The organism is Kitasatospora sp. NPDC005748, assembly GCF_040630735.1.
Lineage (GTDB): Bacteria > Actinomycetota > Actinomycetes > Streptomycetales > Streptomycetaceae > Kitasatospora.
Genome location: NZ_JBEXYD010000073.1, coordinates 1 through 17,414, shown reverse-complemented (window position 1 = coordinate 17,414; position 17,414 = coordinate 1). Strand labels below are relative to the sequence as shown.

Annotated in this window: 14 protein-coding genes; 6 read left to right on the top strand and 8 right to left on the bottom strand. The window is 72.2% G+C overall.

Going from position 1 to position 17,414, the window contains the following annotated elements:
* Positions 1–92 precede the first annotated feature (92 nt).
* Positions 93–1,859, bottom strand: a complete 1,767-nt coding sequence (arc, locus tag ABZ495_RS32435) for a proteasome ATPase (protein ID WP_329486934.1) — start codon at positions 1,857–1,859, stop codon at positions 93–95.
* 285 nt (positions 1,860–2,144) lie between these two features.
* On the opposite strand from arc, the gene ABZ495_RS32430 reads away from it, so the two are divergent.
* Positions 2,145–2,447, top strand: coding sequence for a ferredoxin (locus tag ABZ495_RS32430; RefSeq protein ID WP_359807195.1), 303 nt, complete (start codon positions 2,145–2,147; stop codon positions 2,445–2,447).
* A 337-nt stretch (positions 2,448–2,784) separates the two neighbouring features.
* Here ABZ495_RS32430 and ABZ495_RS32425 read toward each other — a convergent pair whose 3' ends face one another.
* The 3 genes from ABZ495_RS32425 to ABZ495_RS32415 form a co-directional block, all read right to left on the bottom strand.
* Complete coding sequence (locus ABZ495_RS32425; protein ID WP_359807194.1) at positions 2,785–3,390, bottom strand: hypothetical protein; 606 nt, start codon at positions 3,388–3,390, stop codon at positions 2,785–2,787.
* Positions 3,391–3,531: 141 nt separating this feature from the next.
* Positions 3,532–4,494, bottom strand: coding sequence for a tRNA (adenine-N1)-methyltransferase (locus ABZ495_RS32420; protein ID WP_352290950.1), 963 nt, complete (start codon positions 4,492–4,494; stop codon positions 3,532–3,534).
* Between the two features lie 45 nt (positions 4,495–4,539).
* Positions 4,540–5,760: a site-2 protease family protein gene (locus tag ABZ495_RS32415; protein ID WP_352290949.1), complete on the bottom strand. Its 1,221-nt coding sequence runs from the start codon at positions 5,758–5,760 to the stop codon at positions 4,540–4,542.
* 172 nt (positions 5,761–5,932) lie between these two features.
* Between ABZ495_RS32415 and ABZ495_RS32410 the strand changes: the two genes are divergently transcribed.
* The gene (locus ABZ495_RS32410; protein ID WP_352290948.1) at positions 5,933–6,853 is read left to right on the top strand and encodes a RecB family exonuclease; all 921 of its coding nucleotides are present in this window, start codon (positions 5,933–5,935) and stop codon (positions 6,851–6,853) included.
* Positions 6,854–7,525, top strand: a complete 672-nt coding sequence (locus ABZ495_RS32405; RefSeq protein ID WP_329486940.1) for a response regulator transcription factor — start codon at positions 6,854–6,856, stop codon at positions 7,523–7,525.
* A 99-nt stretch (positions 7,526–7,624) separates the two neighbouring features.
* Here the strand turns inward: ABZ495_RS32405 and ABZ495_RS32400 are convergent, their stop codons facing one another.
* The 3 genes from ABZ495_RS32400 to metH all read right to left on the bottom strand — a co-directional run bounded on the left by ABZ495_RS32400 (position 7,625) and on the right by metH (position 13,948).
* A complete protein-coding gene (locus ABZ495_RS32400; RefSeq protein WP_329486941.1) occupies positions 7,625–9,238 on the bottom strand; it encodes an ABC transporter substrate-binding protein in 1,614 nt (537 codons plus the stop codon).
* Positions 9,239–9,594: 356 nt separating this feature from the next.
* Positions 9,595–10,299 (bottom strand): HAD family phosphatase, encoded by a 705-nt coding sequence (locus tag ABZ495_RS32395; protein ID WP_359807191.1) that lies wholly within the window; start codon positions 10,297–10,299, stop codon positions 9,595–9,597.
* Positions 10,300–10,444: 145 nt separating this feature from the next.
* Positions 10,445–13,948 (bottom strand): methionine synthase, encoded by a 3,504-nt coding sequence (gene metH, locus ABZ495_RS32390; protein WP_359839428.1) that lies wholly within the window; start codon positions 13,946–13,948, stop codon positions 10,445–10,447.
* 254 nt (positions 13,949–14,202) lie between these two features.
* Here metH and ABZ495_RS32385 point away from each other — a divergent pair, with 254 nt between their 5' ends.
* Positions 14,203–15,180: a hypothetical protein gene (locus ABZ495_RS32385; RefSeq protein ID WP_359839426.1), complete on the top strand. Its 978-nt coding sequence runs from the start codon at positions 14,203–14,205 to the stop codon at positions 15,178–15,180.
* Between the two features lie 10 nt (positions 15,181–15,190).
* Here ABZ495_RS32385 and ABZ495_RS32380 read toward each other — a convergent pair whose 3' ends face one another.
* The gene (locus tag ABZ495_RS32380; protein ID WP_329486945.1) at positions 15,191–15,709 is read right to left on the bottom strand and encodes an SRPBCC family protein; all 519 of its coding nucleotides are present in this window, start codon (positions 15,707–15,709) and stop codon (positions 15,191–15,193) included.
* Between the two features lie 108 nt (positions 15,710–15,817).
* Between ABZ495_RS32380 and ABZ495_RS32375 the strand changes: the two genes are divergently transcribed.
* Both ABZ495_RS32375 and ABZ495_RS32370 read left to right on the top strand, forming a co-directional pair.
* Complete coding sequence (locus ABZ495_RS32375) at positions 15,818–16,129, top strand: hypothetical protein (RefSeq protein ID WP_359839424.1); 312 nt, start codon at positions 15,818–15,820, stop codon at positions 16,127–16,129.
* Positions 16,130–16,404: 275 nt separating this feature from the next.
* A complete protein-coding gene (locus tag ABZ495_RS32370; protein ID WP_329486947.1) occupies positions 16,405–17,355 on the top strand; it encodes a PAC2 family protein in 951 nt (316 codons plus the stop codon).
* Positions 17,356–17,414: the final 59 nt, after the last annotated feature.

The following is a 17,414-nucleotide window of genomic DNA, read 5'->3' as shown; positions in this document are numbered from 1 at the left end:
CGCGCCGTCCGGCTGCGGGGCCGCGAGGCGCCACAGCCGGACGGGGTGCGTGCTGGTCCGGGGTCCGCTGCCGGCGGCCCGGAGTGGTGCGGTTACAGGTACTGCCCGGTGTTGGCGACGGTGTCGATGGAGCGGCCGGACTCGGCGCCCTGCTTGCCGGTGACGAGCGTGCGGATGAAGACGATCCGCTCGCCCTTCTTGCCGGAGATCCGGGCCCAGTCGTCCGGGTTGGTGGTGTTGGGCAGGTCCTCGTTCTCCTTGAACTCGTCCACGCAGGCGGCGAGCAGGTGGGAGACGCGCAGACCGCGCTGGCCGTGGTCGAGGAAGTCCTTGATGGCCATCTTCTTCGCACGGTCGACGATGTTCTGGATCATCGCGCCGGAGTTGAAGTCCTTGAAGTACAGGACCTCCTTGTCACCGTTGGCGTAGGTGACCTCCAGGAAGCGGTTCTCCTCGGTCTCGGTGTACATCCGCTCGACGACCGCCTGGATCATCGCCACCACGGTGGCCTCGACGGAGCCGTCGTGCTCCTTGAGGTCGTCCGGGTGGAACGGCAGCGAGCCCTTGAGGTACTTGGAGAAGATGTCCTTCGCGGCCTCGGCGTCCGGGCGCTCGATCTTGATCTTGACGTCCAGGCGGCCGGGCCGCAGGATCGCCGGGTCGATCATGTCCTCGCGGTTCGAGGCGCCGATGACGATGACGTTCTCCAGGCCCTCCACGCCGTCGATCTCGGCGAGGAGCTGGGGGACGATGGTGTTCTCCACGTCCGAGCTGACGCCCGAACCGCGGGTGCGGAAGAGCGACTCCATCTCGTCGAAGAAGACGATGACGGGGGTGCCCTCGCTCGCCTTCTCCCGGGCCCGCTGGAAGACCAGGCGGATCTGCCGCTCGGTCTCGCCGACGTACTTGTTGAGGAGCTCGGGACCCTTGATGTTGAGGAAGTAGCTCTTGCCCTGGGGCCGGCCGGTGACCTCGGCGACCTTCTTGGCGAGCGAGTTGGCCACCGCCTTGGCGATCAGCGTCTTGCCGCAGCCGGGCGGGCCGTAGAGCAGGACGCCCTTGGGCGGGCGCAGCTCGTACTCCTTGAAGAGCTCGGCGTGCAGGTAGGGCAGCTCGACCGCGTCGCGGATCTGCTCGATCTGGTTGCTGAGGCCGCCGATCTGGCGGTAGTCGATGTCGGGGACCTCTTCGAGGACGAGCTCCTCGACCTCGGACTTGGGCACGACCTCGTAGACGTAGCCCGAGCGGGGTTCGAGCAGCAGGGCGTCCCCCGCCCGGATGGTGAGCTCGCGCAGCGGTTCGGCGAGGCGCACCACCCGCTCCTCGTCGGTGTGGCCGATGACCAGGGCGCGTTCGCCGTCCTCCAGGACCTCCTTGAGGGTGACGATGTCGCCGATGCGCTCGAAGGCCATCGCGTCCACGATGTTGAGGGCCTCGTTGAGCATCACCTCCTGGCCGCGCCGCAGCTCGTCGAGGTCGACGTTGGGGCTGACGTTCACGCGGAGCTTGCGCCCCCCGGTGAAGATGTCGGCGGTGCCGTCCTCGTTCTGGCTGAGGAAGGTGCCGAATCCGGCCGGGGGCTGTGCCAGCCGGTCCACTTCCTCCTTGAGGGCCACGATCTGGTCGCGGGCCTCTCGCAGGGTGGAGGCGAGCCGTTCGTTCTGGGCGGACACGCCGGCCAGGTTGGTCTGGAGCTCGACGATCCGCTCTTCGAGGATTCTCGAATTGCGCGGCGAGTCGGCGAGCTTGCGGCGCAGCACGGCGATTTCCTGCTCAAGGTACGAGACCTGAGCGGCCTCGTCGGAACCACGAGCGGGCCGGCCGGTGCTGCGGTTGTAGTCGTCATCGTGGGCTGCCACGGTCCTCACCTCCTCCGGGGAGCTGGACGCTTCCAGACCCTACCTGGGACCAGGGGTCCGTAAACCCCTAGATCAAGAAAGATGGAACGGGCGTGTCCGATCTTCGCCCTCGCGTGCTTCCCCTCTGCTTAGGGGATACCCAGCGCGCACCACCCAAAGCCGACCAGATGTATCGTCGAACGAGTCGATATCCGATCGCGACCGAGGGTCGCGGTCAGATCGTTGTACGAATGGCGGGATTGCCTCCCAATTGGGGGCGACCCGGGACAGAAACGGCAGGGGACCATGTCGGTGACCGAAGAGGCGACGGCCGGCGAAGCGCTGGAGGTGTGGATCGACCAGGATCTGTGCACCGGCGACGGCATCTGCGCGCAGTACGCGCCCGAGGTCTTCGAGCTGGACATCGACGGCCTCGCCTATGTGAAGGGCTCGGACGACGAGTTGCGCCAGCAGCCCGGCGAGACCGTGCCGGTGCCGCTGACGCTGCTTCAGGACGTGGTGGACTCGGTGAAGGACTGCCCGGGCGACTGCATCCACGTGCGCCGGGTCTCCGACCGGGCCGAGGTCTACGGCCCGGACGCCGAGTAGCCCCGGCCGGCGGGCCCTGAGCCCGGCGGGCACCCGCCCCGAGGCGACCGCGATCCCGCCCCGAGCCGAAGGGGCGCGCCGGTGCCGAAAGGGAGAAGCGAGGACGCCCCGAGGAACGAGGGGCGTTGGAGCGCCGACCGTCGGCACCGGGTCAAGCGCCCCGGGAGCGAGCGGGCAGCCCGCCCCGAGCCGAAGGGGCACGCCGGTGCCGAAAGGGAGAAGCGAGGACGCCCCGAGGAACGAGGGGCGTTGGAGCGCCGACCGTCGGCACCGGGTCAAGCGCCCCGGAGGCGAGCGGGCGAGAACACAGCCCCGGAGGCGAGCGGGCGAGTAGCAGTCAGGCCTGCGCCAGTGGAGCGGTGGTCTGGGAGCGGTCCCAGCCGGCGTCCTTGCGCGTCCAGGTGAGGTCGAGTGAGATGTCCGGGCTGAACCGCGGCACGTCGTCGCCGGAGTACCCCTGCGCGTGGCCGGTGATGGTGCCGTCGCTGCGCAGGCCGAGCCTTCCGACGGTGAGGTTCTCGCGCTCGGAGAGCAGGGTGGCCACCACGACGGGCCGGCCGTCGGGGCCGGGGCCGAGCAGGTAGACGGCGTCCGGCGGGGTGCCGTTCTCGGCCGCGCAGTGCGCGGCGGCGACGGTACCGGGCCGGCCGTCGCCGAGGTCGGCGGCGAAACTGACGGATATCTTGACCGGGAACGGGCCGCAGTCCAGCGGGAGTTCGGCCTTGGCCGGATCGGGCGCGGCGGCAGCCGGGAGGGCCTTCACGGTGGGGCGGGCCGGTTTCGGCGTCCCGGTGGCCGGATCCGCGGCGAGCACGGTGGCCACCACGGCGGCGCAGCCGCCGATCGCGAGGGCCCAGTGCCAGGGGGCCGATCGGGCGTGTCCGGGCCCGCTGCGGGCCTGCGGTGTCTGCTGCTCAACCCTCGCCGTGACCGCGGTCTCCACCAGGCGTCCCCTCCAGTGGGTCGGTGTGAGCGAGCATCGTCCCACACCGGCCTGGACGGGGGGTGGCGCGGGTGCGGGGGTAGCACGAAGGGGTGGTACGCGGGCGCGAAACCCGCGGTACCACCCCTGGTGGACGTACCGTCAGCCGAGTTGCTCCGGCTGCTCGACGTCGCCGGTGCGGGCGGCGGCCCGGGCGGCGGCGCGCTCCTGCAGGCTCGGCTCGGCCGAGCCGTTGTCGTAGTCCTCGCCGTACGCGCCCTTGGCCGGGCGGCGGCGGCGCAGCGGCGGCTCGACGCCGTCGGCGAGGCGGCGGGAGGTGAGCAGGAAGCCGGTGTGCCCGATCATCCGGTGGTCCGGGCGGACGGCCAGGCCCTCCAGGTGCCAGGTGCGGACCATGGTCTCCCAGGCCTGCGGCTCGGTGAAGGTGCCGTGCTCGCGCAGCGCCTCGACGGTCTTCGACATCTGCGTGGTGGTGGCCACGTAGCAGCAGATGAGGCCGCCGGGGACGAGCGCCTTGGAGGCGACGTCCAGGCACTCCCAGGGGGCCAGCATGTCGAGGATGACGCGGTCGACGTCGGACTCCACCAGGTTGTCCTGGAGGTCGCCGACGGTGAGCTTCCACGCCGGGTGGGGCCCGCCGAAGTAGCGCTCGACGTTGCTCTGGGCGATGTCGGCGAAGTCCTGCCGGCGCTCGTAGGAGGCCAGCATGCCGGTGTCGCCGACGGCGCGCAGCAGGTAGGTGGAGAGCGCGCCGGAGCCGACGCCGGCCTCGACCACGCGGGCGCCGGCGAAGATGTCGGCCATGGCGAGGATCTGCCCGGCGTCCTTCGGGTAGATCACGGCGGCGCCGCGCGGCATGGACAGGACGTAGTCGGGGAGCAGGGGGCGCAGCGCGAGGTACGGGACGTTCCCCGTGGTGCGCACGACCGTGCCCTCGGGGGCGCCGATCAGCTCGTCGTGCGGGAACGCACCCTTGTGGGTGTGGAACTGGTTCCCGGCCTGGAGCGTGAACGTGTAGTGGCGGCCCTTCGGGTCGGTCAGCTGGACCTGGTCCCCAACCTGGAAGGGCCCGCGTCGGCGGGTGGCACCGGTCGGTTCGGACATGCGGACAATCCTAAGGGAAGCAGGCGCTCCGCCCGACCACGATGATCACCGGCCGGCGATCGCGGCGGTCAGCCGCCGCTCGATGTCGCTGAGCGTGGCGACGCCGTAGACCCGGCCGTCGGCCTCCACCACCAGGTACTCGGTGGCCGGGTGGGCCCGCAGGGCGCGCAGCAGGTCCTCGCCGGCGAGTTCGACGGGCAGCCGCAGGCCCGGTTCGAGGTCGCGGGCCAGTGCGCCGACGGCGATCCAGGGGCGGCGGTGCTCGGGGACCTCGCGGACCTGGGACTCGCGGACCAGGCCGATCGGGTCGCCGCGGCCGTCGACCACGACGACGGCGCCGGCCTGCTGCTCGCGGACCCGGCGCAGCGCCTCGCCCAGCGGGGTGTCCGCGCTGACCTCGACGCCCCGGCGGACGAGGTCGCGCAGCCGCAGGTCGGGCAGCACCTCCTTGAGCCGGGCCTGCTGCACGCCGGCGCCGGCGCCGTTCCAGATGATCACGGCCAGGACGGCGGCCAGCACGGCGTCGATCAGGGTGTCGGTGGTGGTCCGGTCGGCGCCGCGGGCGGCGCCGAGCAGCGGCAGGCCGATCAGGACGGCGACGGCCAGCACGCGGCCGGCCCAGGCGGCGGCGACGGTGCCGGTCATCGGCCGGCCGGTGACGGCCCAGACGACGGCGCGCAGCATCCGTCCGCCGTCCAGCGGGAGGCCGGGCAGCAGGTTGAAGGCGGCGACGACGAGGTTGGAGACCATCAGGCCGGTGAGCAGCACCCCGGGGACGCTGGAGAGCTCGACGGCCTGGACGGCGAGGTAGAAGACGCCGCCGAGGAGCAGCGAGAGCAGCGGACCGACGAAGGCCAGCCAGAACTCCCGCCAGGGGCTCTCGGCCTCCTTCTCGATCTCGGAGACGCCGCCGAGGAACTGCAGCCGGATGCGGCGGACCCCGAGCCGGTAGCGGAGCGCGACCACGGTGTGGGCGAGCTCGTGGATCAGGACGGAGCCGTAGAACGCCACCGCGAAGAAGAACGCGACCAGGTAGCGGTTGGCGCCGAGCCCGGGCAGGACGTTCTCCAGCTGGCCGCCGAAGACCCAGGTGATCAGCGCGGCGATGACGAACCAGGAGGGGGTGACGTAGACGGGTACGCCGAAGGGCCGGCCCATCAGGATGCCGTTGCGGCCCTCCGGCTCCTCGGGCGGCCGGGGACCGGGCCGGGAGTCGCCGTCCTGCGGGGGCCGGTCGGAGGTCTGACGCCCCCTGCTGTCGCTCACCGTGATCCCTTCGGTCGGTTCACTGTCGTGCGCCGTGCGCCGGTGCGCCCACGCTACGTGATCAGGGCCGGGTACCGTCGCGCGCCCCTCTCGCAGGGTTCATACCCACTGGGAGGCCGGTGTGGCAGCACCGTGGCAGCGGGATGACAGCTCAGGGCAATAGGGTCGGGGTATGCAGCAGACCGACACCAGCAGCGCCGTCGTGGCCCCGGCGCGTCCACCGGCGCCGCCGACCGGCCTGTCCCCGTCCCGCGCGGGGGACTTCCTGACCTGCCCGCTGCTGTACCGGCTCCGGGTGATCGACAAGCTGCCGGAGCCCCCGAGCGCGGCGGCGACCCGGGGCACCCTGGTGCACGCGGTGCTGGAGCGGCTGTTCGACAGCCCGGCGGCCGACCGGACGCCGGAGCGGGCCCTGGGGCTGCTGCGGCCGCAGTGGGAGCGGCTGCTGGGCGAGCGCCCGGAGCTGGTCTCGCTGTTCCCGGAGGACCCGGACGGCGCGGCGCTGACCCGCTGGCTGGCGGACGCCGAGAAGCTCGTCGAGCGCTGGTTCCGGCTGGAGGACCCGACCCGGCTGCATCCGGTGGAGCGGGAGCTCTACGTGGAGACGGCCCTGGAGTCGGGGCTGCTGCTGCGCGGCTACATCGACCGGGTCGACGTCGCGCCCACCGGTGAGGTGCGGCTGGTGGACTACAAGACCGGCCGGGCGCCCTCGCGGGACTTCGAGGGCAAGGCGATGTTCCAGATGAAGTTCTACGCGCTGGTGGTGTGGCGGTGGAAGGGCGTGATCCCCAAGCGGCTGCAGCTGGTCTACCTCGGCGGGGGCGGGGACGTGGTCAGCTACGACCCGGACGAGGCCGACCTGCTCGCGGTGGAGCGCAAGCTGCAGGCGCTCTGGGAGCGGATCGGCGAGGCGGTGGCCACCGGCGACTTCCCCGCGACCCGCAACCGGCTCTGCGACTGGTGCGACCACCAGGCCAGTTGCCCGGAGTTCGGCGGCACTCCCCCGCCGTACCCGCTGCCGCTGGCGCTGCCGACGGCACGAACGTCTGACGAGGACGATCCCACGGGGGATCCGATGAGCAAGGAGTCCTAGGTGACGATCCGAGTGCTGCTGGTCGACGACCAGCCGCTGCTTCGCACCGGTTTCCGGATGATCCTGGAGGCCGAGGCCGACCTGGTGGTGGTCGGCGAGGCCGGCGACGGTCAGCAGGCGCTGGACCAGGTCCGGGCACTGCAGCCCGACGTGGTGCTGATGGACATCCGGATGCCCCGGATGGACGGCGTGGAGGCGACCCGCCGGATCGCCGGCCCGGGCCGCGACGGCCCGGCGAAGGTCCTGGTGCTGACCACCTTCGACCTCGACGAGTACGTGGTCGAGGCGCTGCGCGCGGGCGCCAGCGGCTTCCTGCTGAAGGACGTGCCGGCCGAGGAGCTGGTGCAGGCGATCCGGGTGGTCGCGGACGGCGCGGCGATGCTCGCGCCGAGCATCACCCGGCGGCTGCTGGACATGTACGCCACCAAGCTGCCCTCGGGCGAGGAGGCGCCGCCGCAGGCGCTGAACGCGCTGACCGAGCGTGAGCTGGAGGTGCTGAAGCTGGTGGCGCGCGGCCTGTCGAACGCGGAGATCGCGGCGGAGCTGTTCGTCAGCGAGACCACGGTGAAGACGCACGTCGGCCATGTGCTGACCAAGCTCCAGCTGCGGGACCGGGTCCAGGCCGCGGTCTACGCGTACGAGAGCGGGCTGGTGCGCCCCGGCGCGCTCTGAGCCCGGACCGGTCCGGACATGACGGTGGCCCGTCCGCTCCCCTTGCACCCTGGGGGGAGTGGACGGGCCACCGTGCTGAGGGTCACCCGGTGGAACGGGTCACTTGCCGAGCCGGCCGATCTCCCAGAAGCGGAAGAAGCCGGTGGTGTCCACGGTCGACTCCACGCCGGTGATGTTCGAACGCGAGGCGAAGAAAGCCTTGTTCTGGAACAGCGGGATCAGCGGCGCGTTGTCGGCGACGATGCCCTGGATCTGGGCGTAGGTGGCGGCGGCGGCGGCGCGGTCGGCCTGCTTGAGGCTCTCGGGCACCAGCTTCTGGCTGATCCGCGGGTCGTCCCAGCCGTGGTGGTAGGCCCCGCCCTCGACGATCAGCGGCGCGACGTAGTTGTCGGCGTCCGGGTAGTCGGCGAACCAACCGATGGTGTAGGCCTGGTACTTGCCCTCGACCCAGCCCTTCTTGTAGACGTCCCAGTCCGCCTCGTGCTGGACGGTCACCTGGAAGACGCCGCCGGCCTCCAGCTGCTTCTTCAGCGCGTCGGCCTCGGCGCCCTCGGCGCGCGAGCGCGACCAGGTGAGGTTCAGCTTGACCGGCATCGGGACCTTGGCCGCGGTGAGGATCGCCTTGGCCTTGGTGACGTCCTGGTCGCCGTACTTGTCGAAGAAGGCGGTGTTGTGGCCGGCGACACCGGCCGGGACCATCGAGTAGAGCGGCTGGACGGTGCGCGCGAAGACGTCGCGGGCGAGCGACTTGCGGTCGATCAGCTGGGCGGCGGCCTGCCGGACGGCGACGTTGCCGCCGGTCGCGTCCTTGGTGTTGAAGACCAGGTAGCGGGTGTCGTTGCTGTCGCCCTCGACGACCTGCAGGTCGCTCTTGCCGCCCTGCTGGTCGGACAGGACCTGGGCCGCGGTGTTGGGCTCCAGGCTGTTGTCGGCGAGGTCGATGTCGCCCTTGTCGAGCGCGGCCTTCAGCTCGGCCGGCTTGTCGAAGTACCGGAGGGTGAACTTCTTGTTCCGGAGCTTGGCGTCGCCGGTGTACTTGTCGTTCGGGGACAGCGCGACCTTGCCGGGGACCTTGGCGCCGCCCTCGATGGTCGTGGTCTCGATCGAGTCGATCTTGTACGGGCCGGAACCGACCAGCTTGTCGTTGGCGAGCAGCTTGTCGGCCGGGAAGACCTCCTGGTCGACGATGGCGCCCGCCGGGCCCGCGAGCTTCGCGGGGAGCGTCGCGTCCGGCGCCGAGAGGTGGAAGACCACCTCGGTGTCGCCCTTGGCCTCGACCGACTTGATCGACTCCAGCAGGCCCGCCGGGCCGCTCTGGTCGGCGATCTTCTTCGTCCGGTCGATGGAGAAGGCGACGTCGGCGGCGGTCAGCGCGTGGCCGTTGGAGAACTTCAGGCCGCCCTTGAGCGTGCAGTGGTACTGGGTGACGTCGCCCGCGGTGAACTCGCAGGACTGCGCGGCGTCCGGGCCGGGGGTGCTGGAGGCGGCCGGGTAGGACAGCAGCGACTGGAAGGTGTTGCGCAGCAGCAGCCAGGAGCCGGCGTCGTACGCGCCGGCGGGGTCCAGCGTGTTGGTGACCGAGGTGGTCCCCATCGTGATCGCCTTGTCGCCGTCCCCCTTGACGGCGTCGGTGACCGAGCCGCAGCCGGCCACCGAGACGGCCACCAGGCCGGCGCAGCCGAGCACTGCCAGTCGTTCAGCTGAAGTCTTCACGGGTCGCGTCCTTCGGGTGCGGTCCGGCCGGGGGCCGGCGGCCCGCGCTCGGTTGATCCTCCGGGGTCGTGGAGGTCGTGCACGGACCGGGCGCCGTGCGACCGCGGGCAGGACGGGGTTGCCCGTCAGCGGCGATGGCAGGGCTCGGGGGTGGGGAACGAACTGGAGTAGCGTGCCATATCGAACAGACCCCACCGATACCCGTACAGGTGACAGTTGGGACACGAGGGGACGGTGTGGGCGCGACCATTCGACGAGTTGTCAGGCAATGCCCGTTTTCTCCCCGGGGTCTCGCCGTGAGCGGACGGGGCCGACCACGTACCGGGCGGTAAGCGGTCTCCGCAATGAGACGACAATCACACTCGCGAGGCGACGAGCGAGCGGAGCAGTTCAAGATCGACGCCCTCCAGCGAGGGCAGCACCAGCCGCCCGGGGGCCGGCTCGATCGGCGCCACCGACGGCACCGCGATCACCGGGCAGCCGGCCGCCTCCGCCGCGCGGACACCGGTCGGCGCGTCCTCCACCACCACGCAGCGGCCCGGCTCCGCCCCCAGTCGCCGCGCCGCCTCCAGGTACGGGTCCGGGTGCGGCTTGGTGCGCGGCACCTCGTCCCCGGCGACCGTGAAGGCGAAGTGGTGGGCGCCCAGCGACCGCAGCACGATGTCGATCACGTGCCGGTGCGAGGCGGACACCAGGGCGGTCGGAACTCCGTGTGCGGCAAGGGTGTTGAGCAGTCGCTCGGCGCCCGGCATGAGTGGCACGCCGCCGCCCAGCAGGTCCACGAAGCGCTGGTTGATCAGGACGGTCAGATCGGCCGGCGCGAGGTCCACGCCGGTGGCGGCCACCAGGTAGTCGATCACCCGGCTCATCGGGCCGCCGACCACGTGGGCGCGGTCGTTCTCGTCGAGCGTGTAGCCCAGCTCGGCGAAGAGCGAGGCCTCGGCCTGCCACCAGAGGTTCTCGGTGTCGACCAGCGTCCCGTCCATGTCCAGCAGCACCGCCTGGAGGCCCCGGCCGTCGCCGTGGTCGAGGGTCCGGGTGGCGGTGGAGATGGTGGTCATGGCGCGGGTCCTTCCGTCCGTGCCCCGGGGCGCTGCCCCTGGGGATGGCACAGGCCGGCCCGCTGGTGAGCGGACCGGCCCGTTCAGGATGATCCAGGATACGCCCCGCTCCGCCGAAAGGAACGAACGGTGCGCGACGCGGGGGTTACCGCGCGTTGAAGTACTTGGCCTCCGGGTGGTGGATCACGATCGCGTCCGTGGACTGCTCGGGGTGCAGCTGGAACTCCTCCGAGAGCACCACGCCGATCCGCTCGGGCCGCAGCAGCTCGGTGATCTTCGCGCGGTCCTCCAGCTCCGGGCAGGCCCCGTAGCCGAGCGAGAACCGGGCGCCCCGGTACTTCAGCGCGAACATGTCCTTGACGTCCTGCGGGTCCTCGCCGGAGAAGCCCAGCTCGAAGCGGACCCGGGCGTGCCAGAACTCGGCCAGCGCCTCGGCCAGCTGCACCGAGAGGCCGTGCAGCTCCAGGTAGTCGCGGTAGGAGTTGTTGGCGAACAGCTCGTTCGCCGCCTCGGAGATCCGGTTGCCCATGGTGACGACCTGGAGGCCCAGCACGTCCCGCTCGCCCGACTCCTCCGGGCGGAAGAAGTCCGCCAGGCAGAGCCGGCGCCCGCGCCGCTGGCGCGGGAAGGTGAAGCGGGTCCGCTCGGTGCCGTCCTCGTTGTGGACGATGAGGTCGTCGCCCTTGGAGTTGGCCGGGTAGTAGCCGTAGACCACGGCCGGCTCCAGCCAGCCCTCGGTCTGCAGCCGGTCCAGCCACATCCGCAGCCGCGGCCGGCCCTCGGTCTCCACCAGCTCCTCGTACGAGGGGCCCTCCCCGGTGCGCGCGGCCTTCAGGCCCCACTGGCCCTTGAACAGCGCGTCCTCGTCCAGCCAGGAGGCGTAGTCGGCGAACGGCACGCCCTTGACGATCCGGTCGCCCCAGAACGGCGGCTCCGGCACGGTGTTGTCGACCGAGACGTCCGAGCGGACCTGGCCGAGGTTGACCTCCTCCGGCTCCTCGACCTCGACCCGGGCGTGCCGGCGCTGCTTGAGCTCCGGCAGGGCCGCCCCGGGCACGCCGCGCTTGACCGCGATCAGCGCGTCCATCAGCCGCAGGCCCTCGAAGGCGTCCCGGGCGTAGCGGACCTCGCCCTCGTAGATCTCGTGCAGGTCCTGCTCGACGTAGGCCCGGGTGAGCGCGGCGCCGCCGAGGATCACCGGGTAGTCGGCCGCCAGCTTGCGCTGGTTCAGCTCCTGCAGGTTCTCCTTCATGATCACGGTGGACTTCACCAGCAGGCCGGACATCCCGATGACGTCCGCCCGGTGCTCCTGGGCGGCGTCCAGGATCGCCGAGACCGGCTGCTTGATGCCCAGGTTGACCACGGTGTAGCCGTTGTTGGACAGGATGATGTCGACCAGGTTCTTGCCGATGTCGTGGACGTCGCCCTTGACGGTGGCCAGCACGATGGTGCCCTTGCCCTCGTCGTCGGACTTCTCCATGTGCGGCTCCAGGTGGGCCACCGCGGTCTTCATCACCTCGGCGGACTGGAGCACGAACGGCAGCTGCATCTGGCCGGAGCCGAACAGCTCGCCGACCACCTTCATGCCGGCCAGCAGCGTGCTGTTGACGATCTCCAGCGCCGGGCGCTGCGCCAGCGCCTCGTCCAGGTCGGCCTCCAGGCCGTTGCGCTCGCCGTCGATGATCCGGCGCTGCAGGCGCTCCTCCAGCGGCAGCGCCGCCAGCTCCTCCGCCTTGGACGCCCTCATCGAGGTCGAGGAGACGCCCTCGAACAGCTGGAGCAGCTTCTGCAGCGGGTCGTAACCCTCGCTGCGGCGGTCGTAGACCAGGTCCAGGGCGACGTCGCGCTGGTCCTCCGGGATCCGGGCCATCGGCAGGATCTTCGAGGCGTGCACGATCGCGGAGTCCAGGCCCGCCTCGACGCACTCGTTCAGGAAGACCGAGTTGATCACCATCCGGGCCGCCGGGCTCAGCCCGAAGGAGATGTTGGACAGGCCCAGGGTGGTCTGCACGTCCGGGTGGCGGCGCTTGAGCTCGCGGATCGCCTCGATGGTCTCGATGCCGTCCCGGCGGGACTCCTCCTGGCCGGTGCCCAGGGTGAAGGCCAGGCAGTCGACCAGGATCGAGCCCTCGTCGATGCCGTACTCGGTGGTGAGCTGGGTGATCAGCCGCTCGGCGATGGCGACCTTGGTCTCGGCGGTGCGGGCCTGGCCGTCCTCGTCGATGGTGAGGGCGATCAGGCCGGCGCCGTGCTCGCGGGCCAGCGAGGCGATCCGGCCGAACCGGGTGTCCGGGCCGTCGCCGTCCTCGTAGTTGACCGAGTTGAGCACCGCGCGGCCGCCGAGCGCCTCCAGACCGGCCCGCAGGACCTCCGGCTCGGTGGAGTCCAGCACGATCGGCAGGGTCGAGGCGGTGGCCAGCCGGCCGGCCACCTCCTTCATGTCGGCGACGCCGTCGCGGCCGACGTAGTCCACGCAGAGGTCCAGCAGGTGGGAGCCGTCCCGGATCTGCTCGCGGGCGATCTCCACGCAGGCCTGCCAGTCACCGGCCAGCATCGAGTCGCGGAACTTCTTCGAGCCGTTGGCGTTGGTGCGCTCGCCGATCGCCAGGTAGGAGGTGTCCTGGCGGAACGGCACCGCCTGGTACAGCGAGGCGGCCGAGGGCTCCGGGCGCGGGGTGCGGGCGACCACCGGGCGGCCCTGGACGCGCTCGACCACCTGGCGCAGGTGCTCGGGCGTCGTGCCGCAGCAGCCGCCGACCAGCGAGAGGCCGTACTCCCGGGTGAAGACGTCGTGCGCCTCGGCCAGCTCGGCCGGGGACAGCGGGTAGTGGGCGCCGTCCTTGCCCAGCACCGGCAGGCCCGCGTTCGGCATGCAGGAGAGGCCGATCCTCGCGTTCTTGGCCAGGTAGCGCAGGTGCTCGCTCATCTCGGCCGGGCCGGTGGCGCAGTTCAGGCCGATGTAGTCGACGCCCAGCGGCTCCAGCGCGGCCAGCGCCGCGCCGATCTCCGAGCCGAGCAGCATGGTGCCGGTGGTCTCGACCGTCACCTGGACCAGGACCGGCAGGTCCAGCCCCGCCTCGGCGAGCGCGCGCTTGGAGCCGAGGATCGCGGCCTTGGTCTGCAGCAGGTCCTGGCTGGTCTCCACCAGCAGCGCGTCGGCGCCGCCGGCGATCAGGCCGGCCGCGTTCAGCTGGAAGCCGTCGCGCAGCACCTCGTACGGGGCGTGGCCGAGGGTGGGCAGCTTGGTGCCGGGGCCGATCGAGCCGAGCACCCAGCGGGTGCGGCCGTCGGTGAAGGAGTCGGCGGCTTCCCGGGCGATCCGGGCGCCCGCCTCGGACAGCTCGAAGATCCGCTCGGGGATGTCGTACTCGCCGAGCGCCGAGAAGTTGGCGCCGAAGGTGTTGGTCTCCACGCAGTCCACGCCGACCGCGAAGTACGCGTCGTGGACCGAGCGGACGATGTCGGGCCGGGTGATGTTGAGGACCTCGTTGCAGCCTTCCAGGTTCTGGAAGTCCTCCAGGCTCGGGTCCTGGGCCTGGAGCATGGTTCCCATCGCCCCGTCGGCCACCACCACCCTGGTGGCGAGCGACTCACGCAGCGCGTTCGCGCGGCTCTGCTGGGTGACGGACGGGTCGGCTGCAGTGGCCATGGGGCTTCTCCCTGGGTGCGACGGCTGTCGGCTTTGCACGCCCGCTGAATCGGGCACGCACGTCGCCAGGGTATCCGGCCGGTGGCATGGATCGGGTGACCATTTCGTATCCTGAGCACTCGCCGCGACGGGGGAGCGACTGCATGGCGGGTCGAAGCGCACGGATACGACGGCTCGGACGGGCCCTGGGGGCGGCGCCACGGGCGCTGCGGACGCGCTGGCGGGGGTGGTCCCGTTGGCGCAGAACCCTTGCCGTGACGCTGGTCGTCCTCGCCGTCGCCCTGCTGCCGATCGGCTCCGCGGCGCTCGCCCTGCGGCTCCAGTACGCCGGTGAGCCCTCCCCCGAGGCCCGGACCCGCGGCAAGGACGCGGTCTGGCTGGGCCATGCCTGGGTGGACGGCCGAAAGGGTGACGCCGACGTCGCCGACCTCGCCCGGCGGCTCGCCGGGACGGGCGTGCGCGACCTCTACGTCCACACCGGCCCGCTGGAGCACGACGGCTCGCTGCCGCCCGCCGTCCACCCCCGGGCCCAGTGGTTCACCGAGGCCGCGCACCGCGCGCTGCCCGGCATCCGGGTGCAGGGCTGGCTGGGCGACGAGGTCAAGCCCGAGAAGGACGCCCTGGACCTGGAGGACGCGCCCACCCGGGACCGGGTCACCGCCGCCGCCCGCCAGGTGCTGGACCTCGGCTTCGACGGGGTGCACTTCGACATGGAGCCGATCCGCCCCGGCTCGGCCGGCTGGCTCGCGCTGCTGGACCAGGTCCGCCCGGTGACCGCCGGCCGCGGCGCCCGGCTCTCGGTGGCCGCGCCGCAGATCGACCCGCTGCCCTTCCAGCACGACATCGCCATCGCGCTCACCGACCACGGCAAGTGGTGGGACCAGGCGTACTTCGCCGAGACCGCCCGCCGGGTCGACCAGATCGCGGTGATGACCTACGACTCCAGCATGCCGACCGCGTCGCTCTACGGGGGCTACAACGCCTACCAGACCGAGCTGGCCCTGGAGGCCACCCCCGAGGACGTGGACCTCCTGATGGGCCTGCCGTTCTACTGGGAGGACAAGTGGGGCCACTGGGGGCACGCCGAGACGGTGGACGCCGGCATCCGGGGCATCCGGCTCGGCCTCGGCCGGTACGACCTGCGGCGGGAGAACTTCGGCGTCGGGCTGTACGTGGACTTCGCCGCCACCGAGCAGAACTGGGCCGACTACCGGCGCGGCTGGGTCCGCTGAGGCGCCGCCGTCACGCCATCCGGTGCGCGAGGGCGCCCAGGTAGCGCCGGACGGTGGCGTCCTCGCCCAGCACGTAGTGCGAGACGGCGCGGTGGAGCGGCCGGTGGACCTCGCCGCGCTCGGTGACCGTCAGGCTGCAGCCCTGCCCGGCCGGCGTCAGCACGAGCGTCCAGGTGCCGCCGTAGGGCAGGTCCGGGTCCGCCACGCCGGTCACCAGCCGGTGCGGGGCCTCGCTCTCCAGCACCTCGTAGGTGGCGTGGCCGTGCGGGCCGTACTCGCGCCAGCGCGGCCGGCCGCCCGCGCCCTCCGGCAGCCGCTCGACGTGGGACAGGCCCGGGCGCCACGCCGGATAGAGGTCGACGTCGGTCACGACGTCCCACACCGCACCCGGCGGCTGGTCGAGCTCCAGCCCGCCCTCGGTCACGTGCTCCACCGGCAGGCGCCGGCCCGCCGCCAGGGCCGCCAGCACCACCGCGCCGGCCCCGGCGGCCGCCACCACGCCGATGCCGATCCACCACCGTCCGTCCATCCGCCCGGCTCCTCACGCCCTGTCCGGCCCCTTCCCCCATCATCGCGCCGCCCCGCCGCGCGGGCGCGCCACGACTCTGCGTCACCGCTCCGATACGATCCGTGCCCGATGGGCCGAGGCGGACCGCACCCGGCCACCGGACCCGCGAGAACCGCCGTGCTGCGCCACCCGCTCCCCGCCGCCCTGGCCGCCGTCCCGCTCCTGCTCTGCGCCGCGCCGGCCGCCGCCGCGCCCGCCGACGCCCCGCCCCGCTACGCCGCGCTGGGCGACTCCTACGCCGCCGGGGTCGGCGCGGGCGCGGGGCGGGAGTGGATCACCGGCATCGTGCTCCCCCGGCTCCGGGAGTCCTTCCACCCCATGCCCGAGGGGCAGTCCCTCGGCTACCTGCCGGCCGTCACCGCCGCGACCGGACCGCGCTGACCCCCCGGCGCCTGGCGGCCGCCCCGCGGTCCTTTCCGGGGCGCCCGGGGCCCGGCGCGGCGATAACCGCTGGATCCCGGCGCCCCGCTCCCCCAGACTGTCCCGGTGCCCCGCCGGGAGGCGCATCAAAGCCCGTAGGCTGGGCAGGTAGGGAACCATGGAGCGAGGCGTTCCATGGGTGACGAGAGGTTCGACAGTCGGCAGCCGGACCGCCGGCGCCTCGGCAGGCCGGCCGGGGCGGGCACGTCCGACCGCCGACCGGAGGGAGACGCTGGGTGATCGAGCTGGAAGATGTTCCCGAGTTGATCGACCCGGTCATGGTCTGCGCCTTCGAGGGCTGGAACGACGCCGGGGACGCGGCCTCCGCGGCCCTGGCGCATCTGGACGACACCTGGGGCGGCAAGGTGTTCGCCGCCCTGGACGCCGAGGACTACTACGACTTCCAGGTCAACCGCCCCACGGTCTGGCTGGACGGCGGCATCCGCCGGATCACCTGGCCGACGACCCGGCTCTCGGTGGTCCGGGTGACGGAGCCCGCGACCCGGGACATCGTCCTGGTGCGCGGCATCGAGCCCAGCATGCGCTGGCGCTCGTTCTGCAACGAGCTGCTCGGCTTCGCGCACGAGCTGGGCATCGAGCTGGTGGTGATCCTCGGCGCGCTGCTCGGGGACACCCCGCACAGCCGTCCCGTCCCGGTCAGCGGGGTCACCTCCGACCCGGAGCTGGCCCAGCGGCTGGACCTGGAGGAGAGCCGCTACGAGGGCCCGACCGGGATCGTCGGGGTGCTCCAGGAGGCCTGCACGCACGCCGGGGTGCCCGCCGTGACGCTCTGGGCGGCGGTGCCGCACTACGTCGCGCAGCCGCCGAACCCCAAGGCCACGCTGGCGCTGATCAACAAGCTGGAGGACCTGCTGGACCTGCGGATCCCGCCGGGCGAGCTCGGTGAGGACTCCCGGGCCTGGCAGCTCGGCGTGGACCAGCTGGCCGCCGAGGACACCGAGGTGGCCGAGTACGTCCAGCAGCTGGAGGAGGCGCAGGACACCGCCGAGCTGCCGGAGGCCTCGGGCGACGCGATCGCCCGGGAGTTCGAGCGTTACCTGCGGCGGCGGGAGAACGTCGGCCCGGCCGGTGAGAAGCCGGTCGCCGGGCACGCCACGGCGGAGCGGCCGAGCGAGCCCGAGCCGCCGGCCGCGCGGGAGAGCCAGGACGGCAACGAGGAGGACTGACCCCGCGGCAGCGGGAACGCCGGAGGGCGCCGGGACCCAGGCAACCCCGGAGCTCCGAG